Source organism: Neisseria zalophi, from assembly GCF_008807015.1.
GTDB lineage: Bacteria > Pseudomonadota > Gammaproteobacteria > Burkholderiales > Neisseriaceae > Neisseria > Neisseria zalophi.
Map to the genome: position 1 here is coordinate 222,724 of NZ_CP031700.1, position 21,532 is coordinate 244,255.

Annotated in this window: 20 protein-coding genes; 7 read left to right on the top strand and 13 right to left on the bottom strand. The window is 46.7% G+C overall.

Annotated elements, in window-relative coordinates; genetic code table 11:
* Nucleotides 1-23: 23 nt before the first annotated feature.
* The 7 genes from atpA to D0T92_RS00990 all read right to left on the bottom strand — a co-directional run bounded on the left by atpA (nt 24) and on the right by D0T92_RS00990 (nt 5,432).
* A complete protein-coding gene (gene atpA, locus D0T92_RS00960) occupies nt 24-1,568 on the bottom strand; it encodes a F0F1 ATP synthase subunit alpha (RefSeq protein WP_151049358.1) in 1,545 nt (514 codons plus the stop codon).
* A gap of 10 nt (nt 1,569-1,578) precedes the next feature.
* Nucleotides 1,579-2,112, bottom strand: a complete 534-nt coding sequence (locus D0T92_RS00965) for a F0F1 ATP synthase subunit delta (protein WP_151049360.1) — start codon at nt 2,110-2,112, stop codon at nt 1,579-1,581.
* A gap of 3 nt (nt 2,113-2,115) precedes the next feature.
* Nucleotides 2,116-2,586 carry a F0F1 ATP synthase subunit B gene (locus D0T92_RS00970; protein ID WP_151049362.1) on the bottom strand — a complete coding sequence of 157 codons (471 nt, stop codon included), beginning with the start codon at nt 2,584-2,586 and terminating at the stop codon, nt 2,116-2,118.
* Between the two features lie 77 nt (nt 2,587-2,663).
* Nucleotides 2,664-2,897, bottom strand: coding sequence for a F0F1 ATP synthase subunit C (atpE, locus tag D0T92_RS00975; protein ID WP_004284425.1), 234 nt, complete (start codon nt 2,895-2,897; stop codon nt 2,664-2,666).
* Nucleotides 2,898-2,981: 84 nt separating this feature from the next.
* Entirely contained in the window at nt 2,982-3,848 is an 867-nt protein-coding gene (gene atpB / locus D0T92_RS00980) for a F0F1 ATP synthase subunit A (RefSeq protein ID WP_151049364.1), read from the bottom strand.
* Nucleotides 3,838-4,191 carry an ATP synthase subunit I gene (locus D0T92_RS00985; RefSeq protein ID WP_151049366.1) on the bottom strand — a complete coding sequence of 118 codons (354 nt, stop codon included), beginning with the start codon at nt 4,189-4,191 and terminating at the stop codon, nt 3,838-3,840. Before D0T92_RS00985 ends, atpB begins: the two co-directional genes overlap by 11 nt.
* A 374-nt stretch (nt 4,192-4,565) precedes the next feature.
* A complete protein-coding gene (locus tag D0T92_RS00990; RefSeq protein ID WP_151049368.1) occupies nt 4,566-5,432 on the bottom strand; it encodes a ParB/RepB/Spo0J family partition protein in 867 nt (288 codons plus the stop codon).
* A 332-nt stretch (nt 5,433-5,764) separates the two neighbouring features.
* Here D0T92_RS00990 and D0T92_RS00995 point away from each other — a divergent pair, with 332 nt between their 5' ends.
* From D0T92_RS00995 to D0T92_RS01005, 3 genes are all read left to right on the top strand, one after another.
* Nucleotides 5,765-5,995, top strand: a complete 231-nt coding sequence (locus D0T92_RS00995) for an exodeoxyribonuclease VII small subunit (protein ID WP_151049370.1) — start codon at nt 5,765-5,767, stop codon at nt 5,993-5,995.
* Nucleotides 5,996-6,053: 58 nt separating this feature from the next.
* Nucleotides 6,054-6,875, top strand: a complete 822-nt coding sequence (locus D0T92_RS01000) for a polyprenyl synthetase family protein (protein ID WP_151052928.1) — start codon at nt 6,054-6,056, stop codon at nt 6,873-6,875.
* A 190-nt stretch (nt 6,876-7,065) separates the two neighbouring features.
* A complete protein-coding gene (locus D0T92_RS01005; RefSeq protein ID WP_151049372.1) occupies nt 7,066-8,241 on the top strand; it encodes a benzoate/H(+) symporter BenE family transporter in 1,176 nt (391 codons plus the stop codon).
* Between the two features lie 161 nt (nt 8,242-8,402).
* On the opposite strand, the gene D0T92_RS01010 is transcribed toward D0T92_RS01005, so the two are convergent.
* The 3 genes from D0T92_RS01010 to D0T92_RS01020 form a co-directional block, all read right to left on the bottom strand.
* Nucleotides 8,403-10,253 (bottom strand): Pycsar system effector family protein, encoded by a 1,851-nt coding sequence (locus D0T92_RS01010; protein ID WP_191963651.1) that lies wholly within the window; start codon nt 10,251-10,253, stop codon nt 8,403-8,405.
* A 288-nt stretch (nt 10,254-10,541) separates the two neighbouring features.
* The gene (locus D0T92_RS01015) at nt 10,542-11,147 is read right to left on the bottom strand and encodes a class I SAM-dependent methyltransferase (RefSeq protein ID WP_151049374.1); all 606 of its coding nucleotides are present in this window, start codon (nt 11,145-11,147) and stop codon (nt 10,542-10,544) included.
* Nucleotides 11,148-11,355: 208 nt separating this feature from the next.
* Nucleotides 11,356-12,057, bottom strand: a complete 702-nt coding sequence (locus D0T92_RS01020; RefSeq protein WP_151049376.1) for a YggS family pyridoxal phosphate-dependent enzyme — start codon at nt 12,055-12,057, stop codon at nt 11,356-11,358.
* Nucleotides 12,058-12,238: 181 nt separating this feature from the next.
* On the opposite strand from D0T92_RS01020, the gene D0T92_RS01025 reads away from it, so the two are divergent.
* From D0T92_RS01025 to murA, 4 genes are all read left to right on the top strand, one after another.
* A complete protein-coding gene (locus tag D0T92_RS01025; RefSeq protein WP_151049378.1) occupies nt 12,239-13,279 on the top strand; it encodes a type IV pilus twitching motility protein PilT in 1,041 nt (346 codons plus the stop codon).
* A gap of 37 nt (nt 13,280-13,316) precedes the next feature.
* Complete coding sequence (locus D0T92_RS01030; protein ID WP_151049380.1) at nt 13,317-14,546, top strand: PilT/PilU family type 4a pilus ATPase; 1,230 nt, start codon at nt 13,317-13,319, stop codon at nt 14,544-14,546.
* Between the two features lie 121 nt (nt 14,547-14,667).
* Nucleotides 14,668-15,675 carry an IS5 family transposase gene (locus tag D0T92_RS01035; protein ID WP_151049382.1) on the top strand — a complete coding sequence of 336 codons (1,008 nt, stop codon included), beginning with the start codon at nt 14,668-14,670 and terminating at the stop codon, nt 15,673-15,675.
* Nucleotides 15,676-16,064: 389 nt separating this feature from the next.
* A complete protein-coding gene (gene murA / locus D0T92_RS01040) occupies nt 16,065-17,315 on the top strand; it encodes a UDP-N-acetylglucosamine 1-carboxyvinyltransferase (RefSeq protein WP_151049384.1) in 1,251 nt (416 codons plus the stop codon).
* 129 nt (nt 17,316-17,444) lie between these two features.
* Here murA and waaA read toward each other — a convergent pair whose 3' ends face one another.
* From waaA to mnmG, 3 genes are all read right to left on the bottom strand, one after another.
* Entirely contained in the window at nt 17,445-18,737 is a 1,293-nt protein-coding gene (waaA, locus tag D0T92_RS01045) for a lipid IV(A) 3-deoxy-D-manno-octulosonic acid transferase (protein ID WP_151049386.1), read from the bottom strand.
* A 156-nt stretch (nt 18,738-18,893) separates the two neighbouring features.
* Entirely contained in the window at nt 18,894-19,490 is a 597-nt protein-coding gene (locus D0T92_RS01050) for a 5-formyltetrahydrofolate cyclo-ligase (protein WP_151049388.1), read from the bottom strand.
* 135 nt (nt 19,491-19,625) lie between these two features.
* Complete coding sequence (gene mnmG, locus D0T92_RS01055) at nt 19,626-21,518, bottom strand: tRNA uridine-5-carboxymethylaminomethyl(34) synthesis enzyme MnmG (protein ID WP_151049390.1); 1,893 nt, start codon at nt 21,516-21,518, stop codon at nt 19,626-19,628.
* Between the last annotated feature and the right edge of the window lie 14 nt (nt 21,519-21,532).

Below are 21,532 nucleotides of genomic sequence, written 5' to 3' on the forward strand. Positions count from 1 at the left end.
AGACTCCTTTCATCTCTAACGACTTACTGATAGTTGTAAGAAGATTTAAAGGATTTCATTGCCTGAACCAACACTTGCTCATTTTCATCAGACATAGCGCCTGAAGCATTGATGGCATCTAAAACGGCAGGATGCTGAGTGCGTACGAAGCTTAAGAATTCAGCTTCGAATGCCAATGCTTTGGGAACCGGAACGTCTTCATACGAACCATTATTGATTGCCCACAATGTCAATGCCATTTCAGCAGTATTCAGGGTACTGAATTGTTTCTGCTTCATGAGTTCGGTAACCACCTCACCATGTTGCAATTGTTTGCGTGTTGCTTCATCCAAATCTGATGCGAACTGAGAGAACGCAGCCAATTCACGATATTGCGCCAGCGCCAAACGAATACCACCACCTAATTTCTTAATAACTTTAGTTTGTGCTGCACCACCAACGCGCGATACGGAAATACCGGCATTGATTGCAGGACGGATACCAGAGTTAAATAAGTCTGTTTCCAAGAAAATTTGGCCGTCGGTAATAGAAATAACGTTGGTCGGTACGAATGCAGACACGTCACCAGCTTGTGTTTCAATAATCGGCAACGCAGTCAATGAACCGGTTTTACCTTTTACTTCGCCATTGGTGAGTTTTTCAACTTCATCGGCATTAATACGCGCAGCACGTTCCAATAAACGGCTGTGTAGATAGAAAACGTCGCCCGGATAAGCTTCACGACCGGGAGGGCGGCGGAGCAATAGGGAAATTTGACGATAAGCAACCGCTTGTTTAGATAAATCGTCATATACAATTAAGGCATCTTCGCCACGATCTCGGAAGAATTCGCCCATAGTACAACCGGCATAAGGTGCGATAAATTGCAACGCAGCGGCTTCAGATGCCGTTGCAGCAACAACAATGGTATGTTTCATTGCACCATGCTCTTCCAATTTACGAACCACGTTGGCAATTGAAGAAGCTTTTTGGCCTACGGCAACATAAATACAAACAACACCGGTATCTTTTTGATTAACAATCGCATCCAAAGCAACGGCTGTTTTACCGGTTTGGCGGTCACCAATAATCAACTCACGCTGACCACGACCAATCGGTACCATAGAGTCAATAGATTTCACACCGGTTTGCATCGGTTGATCCACTGATTGACGGGCAATAACGCCTGGAGCGATTTTTTCAATCGGTGCAGTCAATGTGGTATTGATAGGGCCTTTACCATCGATAGGCTGTCCCAACGCATTAACCACGCGACCGACAAGCTCACGACCAATGGGTACTTCCAAAATCCGGCCGGTACATTTAACTTCGTCGCCTTCTTTAATATGCTCATATTCACCCAACACTACGGCACCTACGGAATCACGTTCCAGGTTCATTGCCAAACCGAAAGTGTTGCCGGGGAACTCAAGCATTTCACCTTGCATAACATCTGATAAGCCATGAACACGTACAATACCGTCTGTTACGGAAATCACAGTACCACGGGTACGAATTTCTGTATTTACAGACAAATTGTCAATTTTGGCTTTAATCAAGTCGCTAATTTCAGCAGGATTAAGCTGCATGAAAACTCTCCTAATTTGTCATAGCCGTAAACAAAGCATTTAATTTACCTTGTAACGACAAGTCCAATACTTGGTCACCTATTTCTACTTTTACACCACCGATGAGATCCGGATCTACTTCGGTTACGGTTTCTAAGTTGGTACCGAAACGTTTTTGTAATTCTGCGGTTAACTCATTCAGCTGTTCATCATTTAAGGCATATGCGCTGTAAATAACGGCACGCTTAGTATGGTTAAGTGCCAAGGTTAAGTCTTGAAATTGTGCATATACTTCCGGGAGAATCTGTAAGCGCTTTTGTTCGGCAAGCACCGATACAAAATTTTTCAAGTTCGAATCGCTTAAATCTACCAGCCCAACCAACATATCTGCTTTTTCTGAAGCATCTTTTTCCGGTTGTTCGATAAATGCGGCAATTTTTTCTTGCTGCACTACAGATGCCAGTTGTTCCAGTCCGCCCAACCAAGACTCTATTTGGTTTTTTTCTTGCGCCAAACCGAACAATGCTTTTGCATAGGGTCTGGCAATCGTTGCGAACTCAGCCATAAGTTACAGCTCCTGTTTTAAGGCGCTAAGCATTTGCGCATGCTTCTCAGCATTAACCTCGCTACGCAAAATAGATTCGGCACCTTTGACAGCCAATACGGCAACTTGCTCACGTAAAGCTTCACGGGCACGGTTAGTTTCCTGCTCCACATCGGCTTTTGCCTGTGCTGTAATACGGGCAGCTTCGGTTGAAGCTTGTGTTTTTGCTTCTTCTACTATTTTAGCTGCACGTTTTTCGGCGTTGGCGACCATTTCGGCAACCTGATTACGCCCATCGGCCAAGAGTTCTGCAACTTTCTTTTCCGCCTGTTCAAAATCACTTTTTCCGCGTTCGGCAGCAGCCAAACCTTCTGCAATTTTGTCGGCACGCTCGTCCAATGCTTTCGCGATAGGCGGCCATACGAATCTCATCGTGAACCACACCAAGCCGAAAAAGACAAGGATCTGCGCAAATAAGGTTGCATTAATATTCACTTTACTTAACCTTCGTAATTAGGGTTAATCAAACAAACGGCGTTTCGTCATTATAATTGAAACACTTACCGTTTGGATTAGCCTGCAAACGGGTTAACGAACGCAAACAACAGAGCAATAGCCACACCAATCAAGAATGCGGCATCAATCAAACCGGCAATCAAGAATAGTTTGGTTTGCAGAGGGCCAATCAATTCAGGCTGACGAGCAGAAGATTCCAGATATTTAGAACCCACCATTGCGATACCGATAGAGGCACCCAATGCGCCTAAAGCAACGATCAAACCACATGCAATAGCAATCAAACCCATTTTAAACTCCTTAATGAAAAACAAAGGTTAAACTACGTTGAAAAAATATAAAATACTCAATACATCAAAAAAACAACTACAAAATCAGTGTGCATCGTGAGCTTGACCTATATATACAAACGCCAATGCCATAAAAATAAATGCCTGAAGGGTAATCACCAAAATATGGAAAATTGCCCACACCATACCGGCAAGGATATGGAATACGAACATAATCGGATCCATAATGCCGACACTACCGGAAGCCGCCCAAGCACCACCTAAGAGTGCAATCAACAGGAATACCAGCTCGCCGGCATACATATTGCCAAACAACCGCATACCATGTGATACGGTTTTAGATAAAAATTCCACAATATTCAAAACAAAGTTTGCCGGAGCCAATGCCGGGCCGAAAGGGGCGGTAAACATTTCATGCATCCAACCGCCAAATCCTTTGATTTTGATATTGTAAAAAATACAAATCAGTAGAACGCCAACAGCCAAAGCCAATGTGGTATTCAAATCAGCAGTAGGTACAACACGCAATAATGCATGATGCTCTCCTGTCGCACCCTGCCACGCCCAAGGTAATAAATCTACCGGCAACATATCCATGGCGTTCATTAGGAAAATCCAAACGAATAATGTCAGACCTAATGGGGCAATAACTTTACGCGACTGCTCGTTGTGGATAATGCTTTTACACATATCATCAACAAACTCAAACAGTATCTCTACTGCCGCTTGAAAACGTCCGGGCACGCCTGCGGTTGCTTTTTTAGCGCCAAGCCATAGAAAAAAACTACCGATCACACCAAGCAATACTGCAAAAAATATGGCATCGATGTTGATAAATGAAAAATCGGCTATATTTTTAAGGCCCTGTCCCTGTGTTATATCCTGCAAACTCGTCAAGCTTTGTAAATGGTGCTTGATGTAGTCGGCAGCGCTCATTGATTCACTTGCCATAGTCTCGAACTCTCAACAATGCTAAAAAAACCAGATGGCTGACGGTAACCAGCCCTAAGATATAGGGTAGAAATTTCAATGTTTCATGCCAAATAGCAAAAACCAACAACATGAACACCAAAGCCAGCATTACTTTTAAACCCTCTCCCAACAGAAAAATCTTTCCCGCCAAATGCGGATAAGGCTTGAAAAGTTTTAAAAGTAAAACTGCTGCCGCCGAGGGCAATAGGTAACTTAAACCGCCGGCGATTGCCGACCAAAAACCGCCTATTCCGCTGACTGCGGCACACAATACGGCGGTGACTGCCAATGCGGCCAATTGCATATATAAAATCTTATTCATACAAAATGACCCTGAGGCATATTAAGCGGGGCTACTATAATCAAGATGTGTTTAAGCGTCAAGACAATTATTAACCTTTGTGACCGATATTTTAATTTTGATTTTCGTTTATTTTACTTAAACTTATTAGCCTACACCCTCAAGTAGACTACATGATACTACATTCTATTAAATATGAGACAGAAGTTTTTATAAAATATATGGATAATCTACTTTTTAACTTCTGGTTATTCCATATATGAATTTTTACACTCGATTCTGTAGATACCAATACAAATAGAGCCGTCTGAAAGAATATTGGGCGACTCTATTTATACTCAAAATATTAGAAATAGTTTCCTTTTTTGATATTAAAATAAGATAAAAGTATTATTTTACTCATCATATTCCACACCCAATTTTTGCAGAAGATTATCCAATGTTTCCGGTGTGTCAAAATACAATACGATCTTACCTTTTTTCTGATTGCTACTTTTCACCTCGGCATTCACACCCAGTTTTTCGGTAATCGCTTCATTTAAACGGCGGATATCAGGATTGATTCTCTTACCTGTAGCGGCAACGGTTTTCTTACCCTGCTGCACCAATTGACTGCGTCGTTCGACTTCTCTGACAGACCAACCGTTTTTAACCGCTTTTTGCGCCAACAGTAATTGCTCGACGACAGGTAGCGTCAACAGCGCACGGGCATGACCCATTTCAAGACGACGCTGATAAAGCATATCTTGAACAGGCTCGGGCAATGCCAATAAGCGCAGGCTATTCGAAATAGCACTACGGCTTTTGCCTACGGCTTTAGCAATAGTTTCGTGTGTTAGGCTGAATTCATCAGCCAAACGTTTTAAACCGCGTGCTTCTTCGATAGGGTTGAGATTTTCCCTTTGCAGGTTTTCAATCAAACCCATGGCCAATGCCGTTTCATCGCTAATGCTTTTAATCACCACGGGAATTTCCGTTAACCCTGCCAATTGGCTAGCACGCCAACGACGTTCACCAGCAATCAATTCGTATTGCGACAGCCCTCTCTCTCTGACAATCACCGGCTGAATCACGCCTTGGGCTTTAATCGACTCTGCCAATTCATGTAAGGCTTCATCATCCATTTGAACACGCGGCTGATAGCGGCCGGGCTGAATATCGGATACTGCCACCGTCGTCAGACGGTCGCTGCCGCCATCATCAATATTATTAGAAATAAGGGAATCTAATCCGCGGCCCAAGCCGCCTTTAGGTTTTGCCATAGTTGAAGTTATCCTTTTTTCAGACGGCCTTAATTGTATCGGATATCGGGCTTGACTGCATTCACTGCTTTTGGGGTGGGTGTCGGTTAGCTTTCAGCCCTGTACACTTTAATATCAATATTGGATATGTAAAAATTTTTTAGAAATTAGTCTGTCATTGTTATTTAAAGGTTTCAGACGGCCTAAAAATTGCTATTCATACCGTTTCACCACAATATATTCAAAACCCTATTTGTATCGCTTAAGCCGCCCACCTGAAAGCCAGTGTATAGTGAAGTTTTTTGACAGCATTTACTATACAATAACGTTTTTTCCATACAACAACAGCCATTATGAAAAAATCTGCCGCCCCGAAATCTTTCGAAGACGCACTCAAGCGTTTGGAAACCCTCACTCAAGCCATGCAAAGTAGCGAAATGCCGCTGGAAGAGGCATTGGCTGCCTATCAGGAAGGCAACGAATTGGTGAAATACTGCCAAGCCAAATTAGCCGAAGTCGAACAAAAACTACAAGTATTGGACGCGGAAGAACTGAAGGAGCTGAATCTTGAGCAAAGCGAATAATGAAACAACATGGCGGCAAAAAGCGCAGGCGCAAACCGAATTGGCACTTGAAAGATTGATGCCGTCTGAAAAGGCTGATCCACAAACACTTCATGAAGCCATGCGCTATGCCGCACTAGACGGCGGCAAACGCCTACGGCCTCTATTGGTTTTAGCCGCATCCGAATTAGGGGAAACCGACCCGATTGCCCTAGAACACGCTATGGCGGCAGTTGAACTGATTCATGTTTATTCGCTTGTTCATGATGATATGCCCGCCATGGACAACGACAGCCTGAGACGCGGCAAACCGACCTGCCATGTGCAATACGGGGAAGCCACTGCTTTATTGGCCGGCGATGCCCTGCAAACCTTGGCTTTTGATGTTCTCAGCCAACCTACCAATCTACCGCCGGCACGGCAATTAAAAATGATGAGCGTGCTGGCACAGGCATCAGGCAGCCTCGGTATGGCCGGTGGCCAAGCGATTGACTTGGCCAATGTCGGCCTACCCATGACACAAACCGAATTAGAACACATGCACAGTTTAAAAACCGGTGCGCTGATTCGTGCCGCCGTAGTATTGGGCGCATTAAGTTGTACCGATGTGAATGACGGTGATATTGAACGGCTGGATCACTATGCCCGTAAACTCGGCTTGGCTTTCCAAGTGATTGATGATGTACTCGACTGCGAAGCCGATACCGCCACACTGGGCAAAACTGCCGGTAAAGATGCCGACAACAATAAGCCGACTTATGTGAAACTGATGGGACTGGCCGAAGCCCGCCATTACGCCGAAACATTAGTTGAAGAAGCTGTTGCTCTGCTTAACCCATTTGGTGATAAAGCAGATCGTTTACGTTCATTGGCACTGTTTGTCACCGAACGAAAAAACTAGCATACGGCCATAAACATCGGTTTAACTGATTTCCTTTAGGCCGTCTGAAAAAAATATTGGCTGCCATACTAAAAGCATATTTAAATAAAGCTGTTTAATATAAGTATCATTTATACCATTTCCCGAGCCTGAATAAAGGGGTATATTTCAAAATATTAATATTTTAACAACCTTTACCATACCATTTATTATGCTGAAATTATCTGATTTTTCCGCCTCACATTTCTCTGCAGCGGTTTCCGCCATATTAGTTTCCTATGTAAGTGCAGCGGCGATTATCTATCAGGCAGCATTGACATTAGGTGCCTCGCCGACACAAATTATTTCATGGTTCACTGTAATGGCTTTGGCTTGCGGACTATTAACCATGATTTTAAGTATCCGCTATCGGATGCCGGTCATGGTTGCTTGGTGTACGCCCGGCGCAGCGATATTGGCCGGGATGACAGGCATGCCGCTTGCTCATGCCATATCGGGATTTATAGCTGCATCGGCTTTAATGTGGCTGATATCGGCATTCGGTTGGTTTGACCGTTTGGTTCGTATGATTCCGACCCCATTGGTTGCCGCTATGTTGGCAGGGATTCTGTTGAACTTCGGCAGCCAAGTATTTGGTGCGATGGAATACCAACCTTTATTAATATTTTTTATGCTGGTGGTATTCTTTCTTAGCAAAATCCGCCTACCCGGCTATAGTGTCATGCTGATGTTATTGGCAGGGGTTGTTTATGCGACTTGGGCGGGGTTGTTCGATTGGAGCCAATTGGAGTGGCGCAATCCTACCCTAGAATGGGTACAGCCTGCTTGGGATTTCGGCCATATTATGAGTGTCGGCCTGCCATTATTTATTGCCTCATTGGCCACACAAAATGTACCGGGTATGGCCATTATGCACGGCTATAATTACCATCCGCCTGCCCGACCTTTGGTAGAAAGTTGTGCAATAACGACGCTGCTCACCGCACCTCTCGGCAACTTTACCGTGAATCTGGCAGCCATCAGTGCCGCTATTACTATGGGTAGTGATGTTGACAAAGATCCGGCACGACGCTACTTATCCAATGTGATTTTAGGGGTGTTCTATATATTAATCGGCTTATTAGGCGGTGTTGCGGTATCCCTCTTATCTGCCCTGCCTGCGGAGCTTACTGCCGCGTTGGCCGGTATTCCTATTTTTGCCGTACTCCAAGCCAATCTGGTGGGGGCATGGAAAGATGAAACCACTCGTGAAGCAGCCTTAGTAACCTTACTCACTTCTGCTTCAGGGATGACACTGCTCGGTATCAGCAGCCCTTTCTGGGGATTAGTTTTCGGTATGATGGTTTACTGGCTACATAAGAAAATGATGAAACACTGTAAGTCATAATTTTGGCAAACGGTGTTTTAGAAAAACCTGTAACAACTAATAATATTTTTTCTAAATAACTCATTCAAAAAACGTTTAAACAAGCTTCAAAAAAGATATCAGGCAGTAACCACATCGTGGTATTTACTGCCTGATCAATCTTCAACCATTATGCTATATAATTAAAAATCTTTATAATCTACAATCATATACTTAGCAGTCAGTTTTTTATCAACATCACCTTCATCGCTCATAAAAATCAATCTTGGCTGGCCGTTGATTTTAATAGAATCAACAGCTTCCACATTAGTCAAATGGCGCAAATTAGGTAAATCTACTGCTTTGGGTGCTGCCTCCGGATCCCCGTTCCATGTCCAGAATTGCGAAAACTTACTACCATCTTCATCTTTAACTTCATTGGTCATAATGAAAGCTTTCAATACCGGATCATAGTTTAATGAACGTATACCGCCACCTTTAATATCTAAAAATACTACATTTGAAAAATGTGGTTGTTCTTTTGATTCAAAAACAGCTTTCGGATTATCAATATAGATAATCATGGATTTTTCATTAAACTCAGGATCGCGGAACCCCAACAGCAAATTATTAGAACGCGGATCATAGGCCAAGCCTTCAATATTAGTTGATTTAAAATCCAACGTTGTGCCGGTTTTTTCTTTAAGCATTGCCGCCAACTCTTCTGAATTTTCCAAAGTATCAACCAAGCTATTGAAAGAACTCAGCTCGACAACATCATTACCTTGAATTTTAAAGCGTAGTAGATGTTCACGATCGGGGCGGCGTAGTCCTTCACGGTTTCGCGAATGTGAAGTAGCAGCATAAATATAACCTTCATTATCTCGGGTCAGCCCCTCCAAGTCGCTAAGTTTACGCTTTAATCCACGGATAATTCTTGTGTCAGCTACATCATTTTCCACTAAAGTACCATCTGCATTAAAAGCCAAAATACTTGCTGCTCTATCCGCTTCGTCTTCTACAACCAACAATCTTCCGTCTGGAATTTGCTGTACTGCTGATGGTTCATAAACACTGCTGAATGTATAAATACCTTCACCACGTAACTTAGCTGCATTTTTCCTAGCTTCAGCATCAGATGAAATACTCGGCAATGTTTTCATACCGATAAATGCCAATACAGATGCCAATAACCCCCAACGGAAAATTGCATAAGAAATGTTGAGATATTTAAATTGTTTGTTGGCCAATAGCCCAAGCCAATACAATTCATCACTCATCTTATGGTAGACCTGTTCTCGATCAGACATAATTTCCTGCATCATCTCCCAATAACGTTGTTTAGGAATTTTCACCCTATCTTCATAAATCAAAATATTCGGCTTTTCATCAAAAAAATGCACACGAGGCGATAAAACTCTTGTCTTAAAATGACGCCATTTAGCCTTACCCTTCAACAAATCTTTCCACCAATTTAAGGCCGCATTTATTTTACCTATACGATCCGGAGAGGCAGAAAACAAAGCAAACACAATCGATGCTGCACCTGTTGCCATAAAAATACCTGCCGGCACAAGAAACTCCGGAGAAGAGGAAAAAATAAAAGCACCTGAAATCATCAAAGCAGATACAATAAAGCCATTTAATGAAATCATAATATTGGCCTTTGTAGCCGCTAATGCCAATAATTCCATTTCCGTACGGAAGGCATTACGAAACATGGTTTCTACACCTTTTGCCGTACCCATTTGCAAAATAGGCTCAGGGGGCTGAATATTAGATTTTGCTTTTTTTGATTTACCGCCTATTTTCTCTTTACCAGCTTTCTTTTTTGATTTTTTTTCTTTTAAATTTCGTATGTTAGCACCTGCCATACTTTCTTCACAAAAGACTTCGTCGGGTAACACTTCAGTTTCTTCAAGATTCTCCAAAAGCAATAACGGCTCTTTATCTAATAAAGAGCTGCTGCCATCAAGATCTTCTTTTTGGCTGTTTTCATTGTTTTTTAATGAGTTATCAACTATTTTAGGATTATTATTTTTATCTTCATTCATATAAAACCTTTTACTATTCTATTTTATAAAAAATGTTATTGTTAATCAGTTTAATTAATATATAGAAATTAGCTTGAAAGTATATTTTGATCACCCAAATAGTCAATCTTATTTACATCATTAATATATGTAAAATAATTTACTAATCATTTCTTTAATAAACATTAAAATATTATTTAATAATAGTTAGCATATTTATATTTATTAAATTTAATAAAAATCAGACTGGAATATTATTGACTTTATGTTAAATAATATTCCAGTCTTTGTAATAGATAACCCATTAACCTATTGGTGATCAGGTTTTCTGCCCAATAAGCAAATAAACGAACTCATACCGCGATGGCGGATACCTTCATTGATTTCCCGTACCTCATGTTCTGCTATTACCCACTCCAAACCGGATAAAGCCTGTTGCATTTCCGTTAATGTTCCCAACATAGCCGGATCACTCGGGCCACCGGTTCCGTAACCGATTTGGTCGGGATGGTAGAAAACACCGGCAAACAGCCCGCCCGGTTTTAAAGTGCTGACAATTTTCTGCATGGTTTGGGTGCGTGTGGGTTCGGCGAAATGACAAAAAACCGAAGTCACGATTTCATAATATTCAGACGGCCATTCCATCGCAGTAATATCCGCCAGGCGGGTATGAAAACGCACACCTTTTTCATCTGCCAGACTTTGTGCTTTTTCTAAACCCTTTGCCGACATATCCACACCTTCCACATCCAAGCCGTGTTGTGCCAGAAAAATACCGTTGCGCCCCTCACCCGTTGCCAAATCCAATGCTTTTCCGGCAGAGGGCAGATAAGGCTCGATACGGGCGATAAATTCATTTGGCTCTGTGCCGAAAACATATTCTTCGGTTTGGTAACGCTCATCCCACTTTGACATACAAAACTCCTTTTATTATTTTTCAGACGGCCTGTATCCGCCATATACTTAAAAATACAGCCGTATCAACTCGGTCGATACGGTCTCACGAATCATTCAAACCATATAGTATAAACGAATAAAACATATCTGCCCGCCCAAGCCTTTCAGACGGCCTAATAAAGACAGGCAGATATACAAGCAAATATTATTCAATGCTTAAACAACCTTAAGCCTGCTCACCATAATGACGGCTACCGAAAATCGCACTGCCGATGCGCACATGCGTAGCCCCGCACGATACGGCCACCGCCATATCTGCCGACATCCCCATCGACAACACATCTGCCGGAATGCCCGCCGCATTCATATCCGCCAACAATTTCTGCATGGTACCGAACTGTTCGCGCAATGATTCATCATCACTGTCGGCTTTAGCCACACACATCAGGCCGCGTACTTTTAAATTCGGCAGTTTGGCTACTTCAAGCGCCAAGGCCACCGCTTCTTCGGGGGCAACGCCGTGTTTGTCCGGTTCGGCCGCAATATTCACCTCGATACACACCTGAAGCGGCGGCATGGATTCGGGGCGTTGATTACTTAATCTTTGAGCGATTTTCAGACGGCTGACCGTATGCACCCAATGCGCACGCTCGGCCACATATTTGGTTTTATTCGATTGGACATCACCGATAACATGCCAAACGATATCCGGCAAATCGGCCAATATTTCGGTTTTTTCATACCATTCCTGAATATAGTTCTCACCAAAATCACGGCACCCCGCCTCATAAACCTGCCGAATCAGTTCGACCGGATGGGTTTTACTCACAGCCACCAAACAAACGCTATCTTCAGGCCGGCCGGCAGCGGCTTCGGCACGGCGTAATTCGGAAAGCACCTGCTGATAATTGTGTTGCACGCTTGTCATAATTACTCCCGTATTCGTCTGTTTTCACCAAATTAGCAAAAATAATTAAATTTTTACTTGGTTTAACAACATTATCTATTTAAAATAAACAGCTATATCAATAGCCGCTGCCGTTAGACAGCCTATCGGCAGTAAAACTTTAACTAAATAAAAATTTTAACTGAAAAAGTAAGGCCACATTATGCAAATTACCGACTTACTCGCATTCGGTGTGAAAAATAAAGCCTCCGACCTCCATTTAAGCTCAGATTTACCGCCGATGATCCGTGTTCACGGCGATGTCCGCCGCATCAACCTGCCCGAAATGAGCAGCGAAGAAGTCGGCAATATGGTTACCTCCGTGATGAACGATTACCAACGTAAAATCTACCAACAAAATATGGAAGTGGATTTTTCGTTCGAACTGCCCAATGTTGCCCGTTTCCGTGTCAACGCCTTTATGACCAACCGCGGCCCGGCAGCGGTATTCCGTACCATTCCCAGCACCGTACTGACCCTTGAAGATTTGAAAGCCCCACGCATTTTCCAAAAAATTTCCGACAACCCGCGCGGCTTAGTTTTGGTTACCGGCCCGACCGGTTCGGGTAAATCCACCACACTGGCGGCCATGATCAACTATATCAACGACACCCAGCCCGCCCATATCCTGACCATCGAAGACCCGATTGAGTTTGTGCACCAAAGTAAAAAAGCTTTGATTAACCAGCGCGAACTGCACCAACACACTCACAGCTTTGCCAACGCCTTGAAATCCGCACTGCGTGAAGACCCCGATGTGATTCTGGTCGGCGAGATGCGCGACCCCGAAACCATTGGCTTGGCACTGACTGCTGCCGAAACCGGCCACTTGGTTTTCGGTACCCTGCACACCACCGGGGCTGCCAAAACCGTTGACCGTATTGTCGACGTATTCCCCGCCGGCGAAAAAGAAATGGTACGCTCCATGCTCTCCGAATCCCTGCGTGCGGTGATTTCACAAACCCTGCTGAAAACCCGCGACGGCAACGGTCGTGTTGCTGCGCATGAAATTTTGGTTTCCACACCTGCCGTGCGTAACCTCATCCGCGAAAACAAAATCGCCCAAATCAACTCGGCACTGCAAACCGGCCAATCATACGGTATGCAAACCCTCGACCAAGCATTGCAGACACTGGTTCGGCAAGGCGTTATCAGCCACGAAGTCGCCCGCAGCAAAGCGCAAAGCGCCGATATGATTGTCTAATCAAACCAAGATATAACACAGATAAGGGTAAAACATCATGAGCGAGTCCAACCAACTGCACAACCTGCTGACGGAAATGGTTCAGGCTTATTCGCAGAAAAACCAACCGCCGCATATCCCTACCCCTGCCGAAATCGGCACCCAACTGCACCCCCTGCTCGACCGTATGTGTCAGGAAGCCGAACAACGCAGTGCATCCGATATTTTCATCAGTGCCGGTTTTCCCCCGTCAATGAAAATCAACGGCGTGCTTACCCCCATGCCGCACAAAGCCCTAAGCGGTGCCGATACCGCCGCGATTACCGAGTCGACCATGAACGACGAACAACGCGAAGCGTTTAATCGTGATTTGGAACTCAACTATTCGGTACAATCGCGCAGCAATACCCGCTACCGTGTCAACGCCTACCATGAACAAGGCCGCCCCGGCATGGTATTGCGTCGTATTAACCAACGTGTGCCCAGTGTCGAAGAACTTTCCCTTCCACAAAAATTAAAAGATCTGGCCCTCACCCGCCGCGGCCTGTTGATTCTGGCCGGCCCGACCGGTTCGGGTAAATCCACTTCGATGGCGGCTATGATTGACCACCGCAATCAAAAAGTGCCCGGCCATATCGTTACCATCGAAGACCCGATCGAATACCTCTACCAACCCCGCCGCTGTATTATCACCCAGCGTGAAGTCGGCATCGATACCGCCGATTGGAAACTGGCTGTACAAAGCGCAATGCGGCAAGCGCCCGATGTGGTCTGTATCGGTGAGGTGCGTAGTGAAAGCAGCATGGAATACGCCCTCCAGCTTGCCCAAACCGGCCACTTGTGCGTGTTTACCATCCACGCCAATAATGCCGTGCAAACCATCGAGCGGATTATCAACTTCTATCCGGAAGAGCGGCAGGCACAAGTATTAATGGATTTAGCCATGAATATGACTGCCATTATCGGCCAACGTTTGGTAATTAAAAAAGGCCGCAACCAACGTACCGCCATTATCGACCTTTTGCTCAACACCCCCGCCGTTCAAGACTTGATTTTCAAAGGCGACTTAATGGATATTAAAGAGCAAATGGTACGTTCCGTCGGCGAAGGTATGCAGACCTTCGATCAAAACCTGTTCGACCTTTATATCAAAGATCAAATCGAATACGACGAAGCATTGCGCCAGGCCGATTCGGCCAACGACTTGCGCCTGCGCATCCAATTGCATGAAGAGGGCGACAACCCCGAACGCTTATACGACCGTATCAGCGATTTAAACCTTATGTAACATTAATTAAATACCTCACTTTTTATCAGGCCGTCTGAAACCGTTTCAGACGGCCTGAGACCTTTGCAAAAACCCTAAAAATCCCTTAAATTCTTCACCAAAGATATTTAAGGGATTTCTCATGAGTACGTTCTTTCAGCAAACCGCCCAAGCCATGATTGCCAAACACATTGACCGCTTTCCTTTATTAAAGCTCGAACAGGTAATTGATTGGCAGCCGGTAGAGCAGTATCTGAATCGTCAGAAAACCCGTTATATCAGAGATCACCGCGGCCGTCCCGCCTATCCCTTATTGGCTATGTTTAAAGCCGTTTTACTCGGCCAATGGCACAGTCTTTCCGACCCCGAACTCGAACACAGTCTCATTACCCGTATTGATTTCAACCTGTTTTGTCATTTTGACGAGATGAATATTCCCGATCACAGTACCCTTTGCCGTTACCGCAACTGGTTAGCACAAGATAATACCTTGGCCGAACTGTTGGATTTGATTAACCGCCAACTGACTGAGAAAGGCTTAAAGGTAGAGAAGGCACAGGCTGCCGTTATTGATGCGACGATTATTCAGACGGCCGGCAGTAAACAACGTCAGTCCATAGAGGTTGATAGCGAAGGAGAGATAACCGGTCAAACCACACCGAGCAAAGATAAAGATGCCCGTTGGGTGAAGAAGAACGGTCATCATCAATTAGGCTATAAGCAGCACACCCGTACCGATGCGGAAGGTTACATTGAGAAGCTGCATATTACAGCGGCCAATGCCCACGAGTGCAAACACCTGTTGCCTTTGTTAGCAGGCATTGCCAAAGAGACCACCGTCTATGCGGATAAAGGTTACGACAGTGCGGAAAACAGAAAGCATCTGGAAGAATATAAACTGAAAGACGGCATTATGAGTAAATCCCATCGCAACCGTCCGCTGACGGAAGCGCAAACCCGCCGCAACAAACATTTATCGAAAACCCGTTATGTAGTGGAACAGAGTTTCGGTACGCTGCACCGTAAATTCCGCTATGCCCGGGCAGCCTACTTCGGGCTGGATAAAGTAGCGGCGCAAAGTCATCTGAAAGCGATATGTTTGAACCTGTTGAAGGCGGCCAACAGGCTACGTGCGCCTATTGCTGCCTAAAAGGCAGCCGGATGCCTATTAATTAGGCATCTGAGGAGTAATAAAGGGGATATTGCGGTCAAAAACAGCCGAAATCCTGTGTTTGGAGTTCGGCTGTCGGGTGAAGGACTATTTCGCAAAGGTCTCAACCTGATACCGTTTGTTTCACAACACTAACGACTCTTTTTAAAATCCTTTATAATCGCGTGTTTATCAAAAGTGAAAAACAGATACGCCGCACCGGAATACACGGTTTATATCCGAATCCTATCATTATCGGGCAATACCAACTGATACGGCTGTTTTCAGACGGCCTATACACAATCTAAAGCTATATTTTCCGGTTGCCCCGCTAAAACATGACAATACAGGCCGTCTGAAACGCCTGTTTTACTACCGAAAGAACCATCGTGGACAAACTCAAAATTTCCGCCAACGGCCCTTTAAACGGGGAAATCACTGTATCCGGTGCCAAAAATGCCGCCCTGCCGCTGATGTGTGCCGGCCTGCTGACCGCCGAAACCCTACGTTTGAAAAACGTGCCGATGCTGCGCGATGTAAAAACCACCCAAAAACTGTTGCAAGGCATGGGCGCACGCGTGTTGACCGACAATATTCACGAATTCGAAATCAACGGCGGTACGGTCAACAATACCGTTGCCCCCTACGAATTGGTGAAGACCATGCGCGCTTCGATTTTGGTACTCGGCCCCACTTTGGCGCGCTTCGGCGAGGCTCAAGTCAGCCTGCCGGGTGGTTGTGCCATCGGCTCCCGCCCTGTCGACCAACACCTCAAAGGTTTGGAAGCCATGGGCGCCGAAATCACTATCGAGCATGGTTATGTTAAGGCCAAAGGCCGTCTGAAAGGCGCGCGAGTGGTTATGGATGTCGTTACCGTCGGCGGTACTGAAAACCTATTAATGGCCGCCACCCTGGCAGAAGGCACCACCATTTTGGAAAACTGCGCCATCGAACCGGAAGTAGTGGATTTGGCCGAATGTCTGGTCAAAATGGGTGCCAAAATCAGCGGTATCGGCACATCGGTAATGACGGTAGAAGGCGTGCCTGAATTACACGGCTGCGAACACAGCGTCGTACCCGACCGTATCGAAGCCGGAACCTTCCTATGTGCCGTTGCCATGACCGGCGGCAAAGTAGTATTACGCCATGCGGCCCCGAAAACCATGGAAGTCATTCTCGACAAACTGGTGGAAGCCGGCGCCATTATCGAAGCGGGCGACGACTGGATTGCCATTGATATGCAGCAACGCCCAAAAGCCGTCGATATCCGCACTGTGCCGCACCCCGGCTTCCCAACCGATATGCAGGCGCAATTTATGGTGATGAATGCCGTTGCCGAAGGAACCGGCAAAGTAGTGGAAACTATTTTTGAAAACCGTTTTATGCATGTGCCCGAATTAAACCGCATGGGCGCGGATATTTTTGCTGAAGGCAATACCGCCATTGTAAAAGGTGTAGACAAGCTTTCCGGTGCAACCGTTATGGCAACCGACTTACGCGCATCCGCCAGCTTGGTAATGGCCGGCTTGGTGGCCGAAGGGGAAACCATTGTCGAACGCATCTACCACCTCGATCGCGGCTATGAAAATATCGAAACCAAATTGGGCAAAGTAGGCGCCAAAATCGAGCGGATTTCTTAATATTCGATACGCAGACAAAAGCGGGCAGATATTTATCTCTAGAACCTTTGCAAAAAACCAAAAATCCCTTAAATTCTTCACCAAGATATTTAAGGGATTTTTGGTTTTTTGCAAAGGTCTCATGCCTGTTTAAAACCGCCTCTCATTCATATTCTCAACAACCGAAGACAAATTTTCTACCATACGATCCGCCATACGCTTACTGGCACCATGATGTTTTTCCACAAACTGTGCTGCATGTTCGGCATATTGTGCTCTGTTTTGCGGGTTGACCAACCACTGTGCCGCTGTATGCTGCCATTCTTGAGCACTAAAAATCTGCTTAGCCGCCCCTGCTTCCACCGCACCTTTACAGGCATCGGCAAAATTATAAGTAGAGGGGCCGAATAAAGTCGGCACGCCGCAGGCCACCGGTTCGATAACATTTTGGCAACCGGCATCCACCAGACTACCGCCGACAAAAGCCACATCGGCCACCAGATAATATGCGGTTAATTCACCCATGCTGTCGCCAATCCAAACCTGCGTTTCAGCGGCAACCGGTGCATCATCACTACGCTTTTGTACGTTAAACCCCAAAGCAGCCGCGGCATCATAGGCCGTCTGAAAGCTTTCGGGATGGCGCGGCACAATTACCAACAACGCATCGCCCTGATAAGTCTGCCAAGCCTTTAACAATAATTGCGCTTCATTCACGCCCTTATAATCGCGCGTACTGCCGCAAACCACCACCGGGCGGCTGCCGATACGTTCTTTAAACCGCGCTGCCCGTTCGTGCATGGCTTCGGTCGGCGTAATGTCGTATTTACTGTTACCGCAAACATGCACATTCGACGCGCCGATTAAATGCAACCGCTCGGCATCGGCCGCCGTTTGCGCATAGCAGCCGCATAAGGTCTGCATGGCGGGCTCTACCAGTTTGCGCACTTTCAGATAACCGTTTTGCGATTTTTCCGATAAACGCGCATTGGCCAAAAACAAAGGCACACCCGCTTCGGCGCAACCGTGCATTAAATTCGGCCAGATTTCCGTTTCCATCAACACCCCGAAACGGGGGCGGTGTTCGTTTAAAAACTGCCGAATCCACTCCGGCTTATCATAAGGCAGATAGCGGCACTGCGCATCGGGATACAGCATCTCGGCCGTGGCACGGCCGGTAGGCGTCATCTGCGTCATCAATAACGGCGCATCGGGGAAATGATGCCGCAATTCGCGGATTAACGGCTGCGCCGCACGGGTTTCCCCCACCGAAACGGCATGCACCCAAATCGGCTGCTGCACCGGATTCGGAAACACCCCGCCGAAACGCTCCGGCCAATGTTCCAGATAAGCCGGTGCTTTTTCTGCGCGCTTTCGCAAATAGCGGCGGATAAAAAACGGGGCGATGTGCCAAAGTTGCGTATAAAACCAACGTGTATTCATAAAATAACTATAACGTCCGACCACCCAAAAGCACGGCAGATAACCGTAGGCGGTGTAAAAATTTATGCGGCCAAGCCAATCCTCTCAAAACCGAGCCACGAATCAAATAAACCTATTGTAACGCAACCGTGCCCTGCCGTTTTAATCGCACAATTCTTAAGAGGCCGTCTGAAAGCGCATGATGCCTTGTTCGCAGACAAAAGCATCCAATTGCCTGTCATGTGCCTCACGAGGCAGTCGTTCGCACAACTGGCAGGCAAAGCCCACACCGACCGTATGCGGTTGCAGCCTGCCGCGCAATGCCGCCAGCGACACATCATAATAACCGCCGCCCTGACCAAGCCGGAAACCCTGTTTATCAATACCCACCAGCGGCACCAGCAAAACATCCAAATGATGGGCACGGATTTTTTTACCTGAAAATTGGGGAATATACAAAGCCGACTTACCGCGCCGCCGTTCTGCGTGCCGGGCATCCGCCCGATAAGGCGTAAACCACAGGCGCAAGGTGTTTTTCTCAATATAGGGCAGATACAGTTTCGCCCCGCGCTGCAAGGCCGTCTGAATAAAACCGTCTAAACGCAACTCGCTGCCAATCGGCCAATAAATACCGATACGCCGCCCCCTGCGGATATAACGCTTGAGCGCACGGCCTGCCGCACGGGTCGCGCGGGTGCGTTCATGCTTATCCAACTGCTGCCGCGCACGGCGGAAGTGGCGGCGTAAATCCGATTTCTCTTGAGCCAGCGACATATTTCAGACGGCCTTTCTAATCAAATAATTGCCATGACACAAGTCGGTACAAACCTAATACTCAACCGACTGGAAACAATAACGCATATAGCAGGCCGTCTGAAAAAATTTTTTCAGACGGCCTATTGTTAAACATCAAGCTTGTTTGGCATCTTTAAACCCGCGTTTCAAATGCACCATCAATAGGGTAACGGCAGCCGGAGTGATGCCGGAAATACGGCTGGCCTGCCCTACGGTTTCGGGGCGGTTTTGGTTGAGTTTTTGCTGCACTTCCGCCGATAAACCTTTCACTTTGCTGTAATCGATATCGGCCGGCAGTTTCAGGCTTTCTAAATCGCGGCGGCCTTCGATTTCTTCGTTTTGGCGGTCGATATAGCCTTGGTATTTCACCTGAATTTCCACCTGTTCCAACACTTGCGGGCTAAGCTCGGTTTCGGGTTGGGCGCCGGGCAGGGTCATCAGGGCGGCGTAGTCGATATTGGGGCGGCGTAATAAATCATGCAGATTGGCTTCGCGGCTGAGTTTTTGGCCGAATACGCGGACTTGGTCGCCCTCGGGCAGTTTGGCCGGGGTGTACCATGTGGTTTTCAGGCGTTGGATTTCGCGTTCGATTTGTTCGCGTTTTTGCTCGAATGCCTGCCATTGGGCTTCGCTCACCAAGCCGATTTTGTAGCCTGCTTCGGTAAGGCGCATGTCGGCGTTGTCTTCGCGTAGTTGCAGGCGGTATTCGGCGCGGCTGGTAAACATGCGGTAGGGTTCGTTCACGCCTTTGGTAATGAGGTCGTCCACCAATACGCCCAAATAAGCCTGCTCGCGGCGCAATAGCAGCGGGTCTTTTTCGCGCACATATTGCACGGCATTGGCACCGGCCAACAGGCCTTGTGCGGCGGCTTCTTCGTAGCCGGTGGTGCCGTTTATCTGGCCGGCGAAAAACAGGCCGGCAATGGTTTTGGTTTCCAAGCTGGCTTTCAGGTTGCGCGGGTCGAAATAATCGTATTCGATGGCATAGCCGGGGCGCAGGATATGGGCGTTTTCCAAGCCTTTCATCGAGCGGACGAGTTCGATTTGGATATCAAACGGCAGGCTGGTAGAAATGCCGTTAGGGTAATATTCGTTGGTGTTTAAACCTTCCGGCTCAAGAAAAATCTGATGGCTGTCTTTATCGGCAAAACGGTTGATTTTGTCTTCAATCGAGGGGCAGTAGCGCGGGCCGACGCCTTCGATTTTGCCGGTGAACATCGGGCTGCGGTCGAAACCGGAACGGATAATATCGTGGGTGCGGCTGTTGGTATGGGTAATCCAGCACGATACCTGATGCGGGTGCATGGCGGCATTGCCGCGTACGGAAAATACCGGTACGGGATTGTCGCCGGGCTGTTCGGTGAGTTGTGAAAAATCAATGGTGCGCCCGTCGATACGCGGCGGCGTACCGGTTTTCAAGCGGCTTTGCGGCAGCTTGAGCTCTTTCAGACGGCCTGATAAGCCTTGTGCGGCCGGATCGCCTGCCCGTCCGCCCGGATAGTTTTCCAAGCCGATATGGATTTTGCCCGCCAAAAACGTACCGGCGGTCAACACCACGGCACGGGCTTTAAATTCCACACCCATAGCGGTTTTCACACCGCTGACGTGTTCGCCTTCCAAAGTAATATCTTCAACGGCCTGTTGGAAAATATCGAGATTGGGCTGGTTTTCCAACATATCGCGGATGGCGGCTTTATAAAGAATGCGGTCGGCCTGTGCACGGGTGGCGCGTACGGCGGCACCTTTGCTGGCGTTTAAACGGCGAAACTGAATACCGGCTTTATCGGTAGCCAGTGCCATCGCGCCGCCGAGTGCATCGACTTCGCGCACCAAGTGGCCTTTGCCGATACCGCCGATAGAGGGGTTGCACGACATTTGGCCGAGGGTTTCGATATTGTGGGTCACCAATAGGGTTTGTGCGCCCATGCGGGCGGCAGCCAATGCGGCTTCGGTTCCGGCGTGTCCGCCGCCAACCACAATGACATCATAAGTTTTAGGGTAAATCATTATCTTGACTGTGC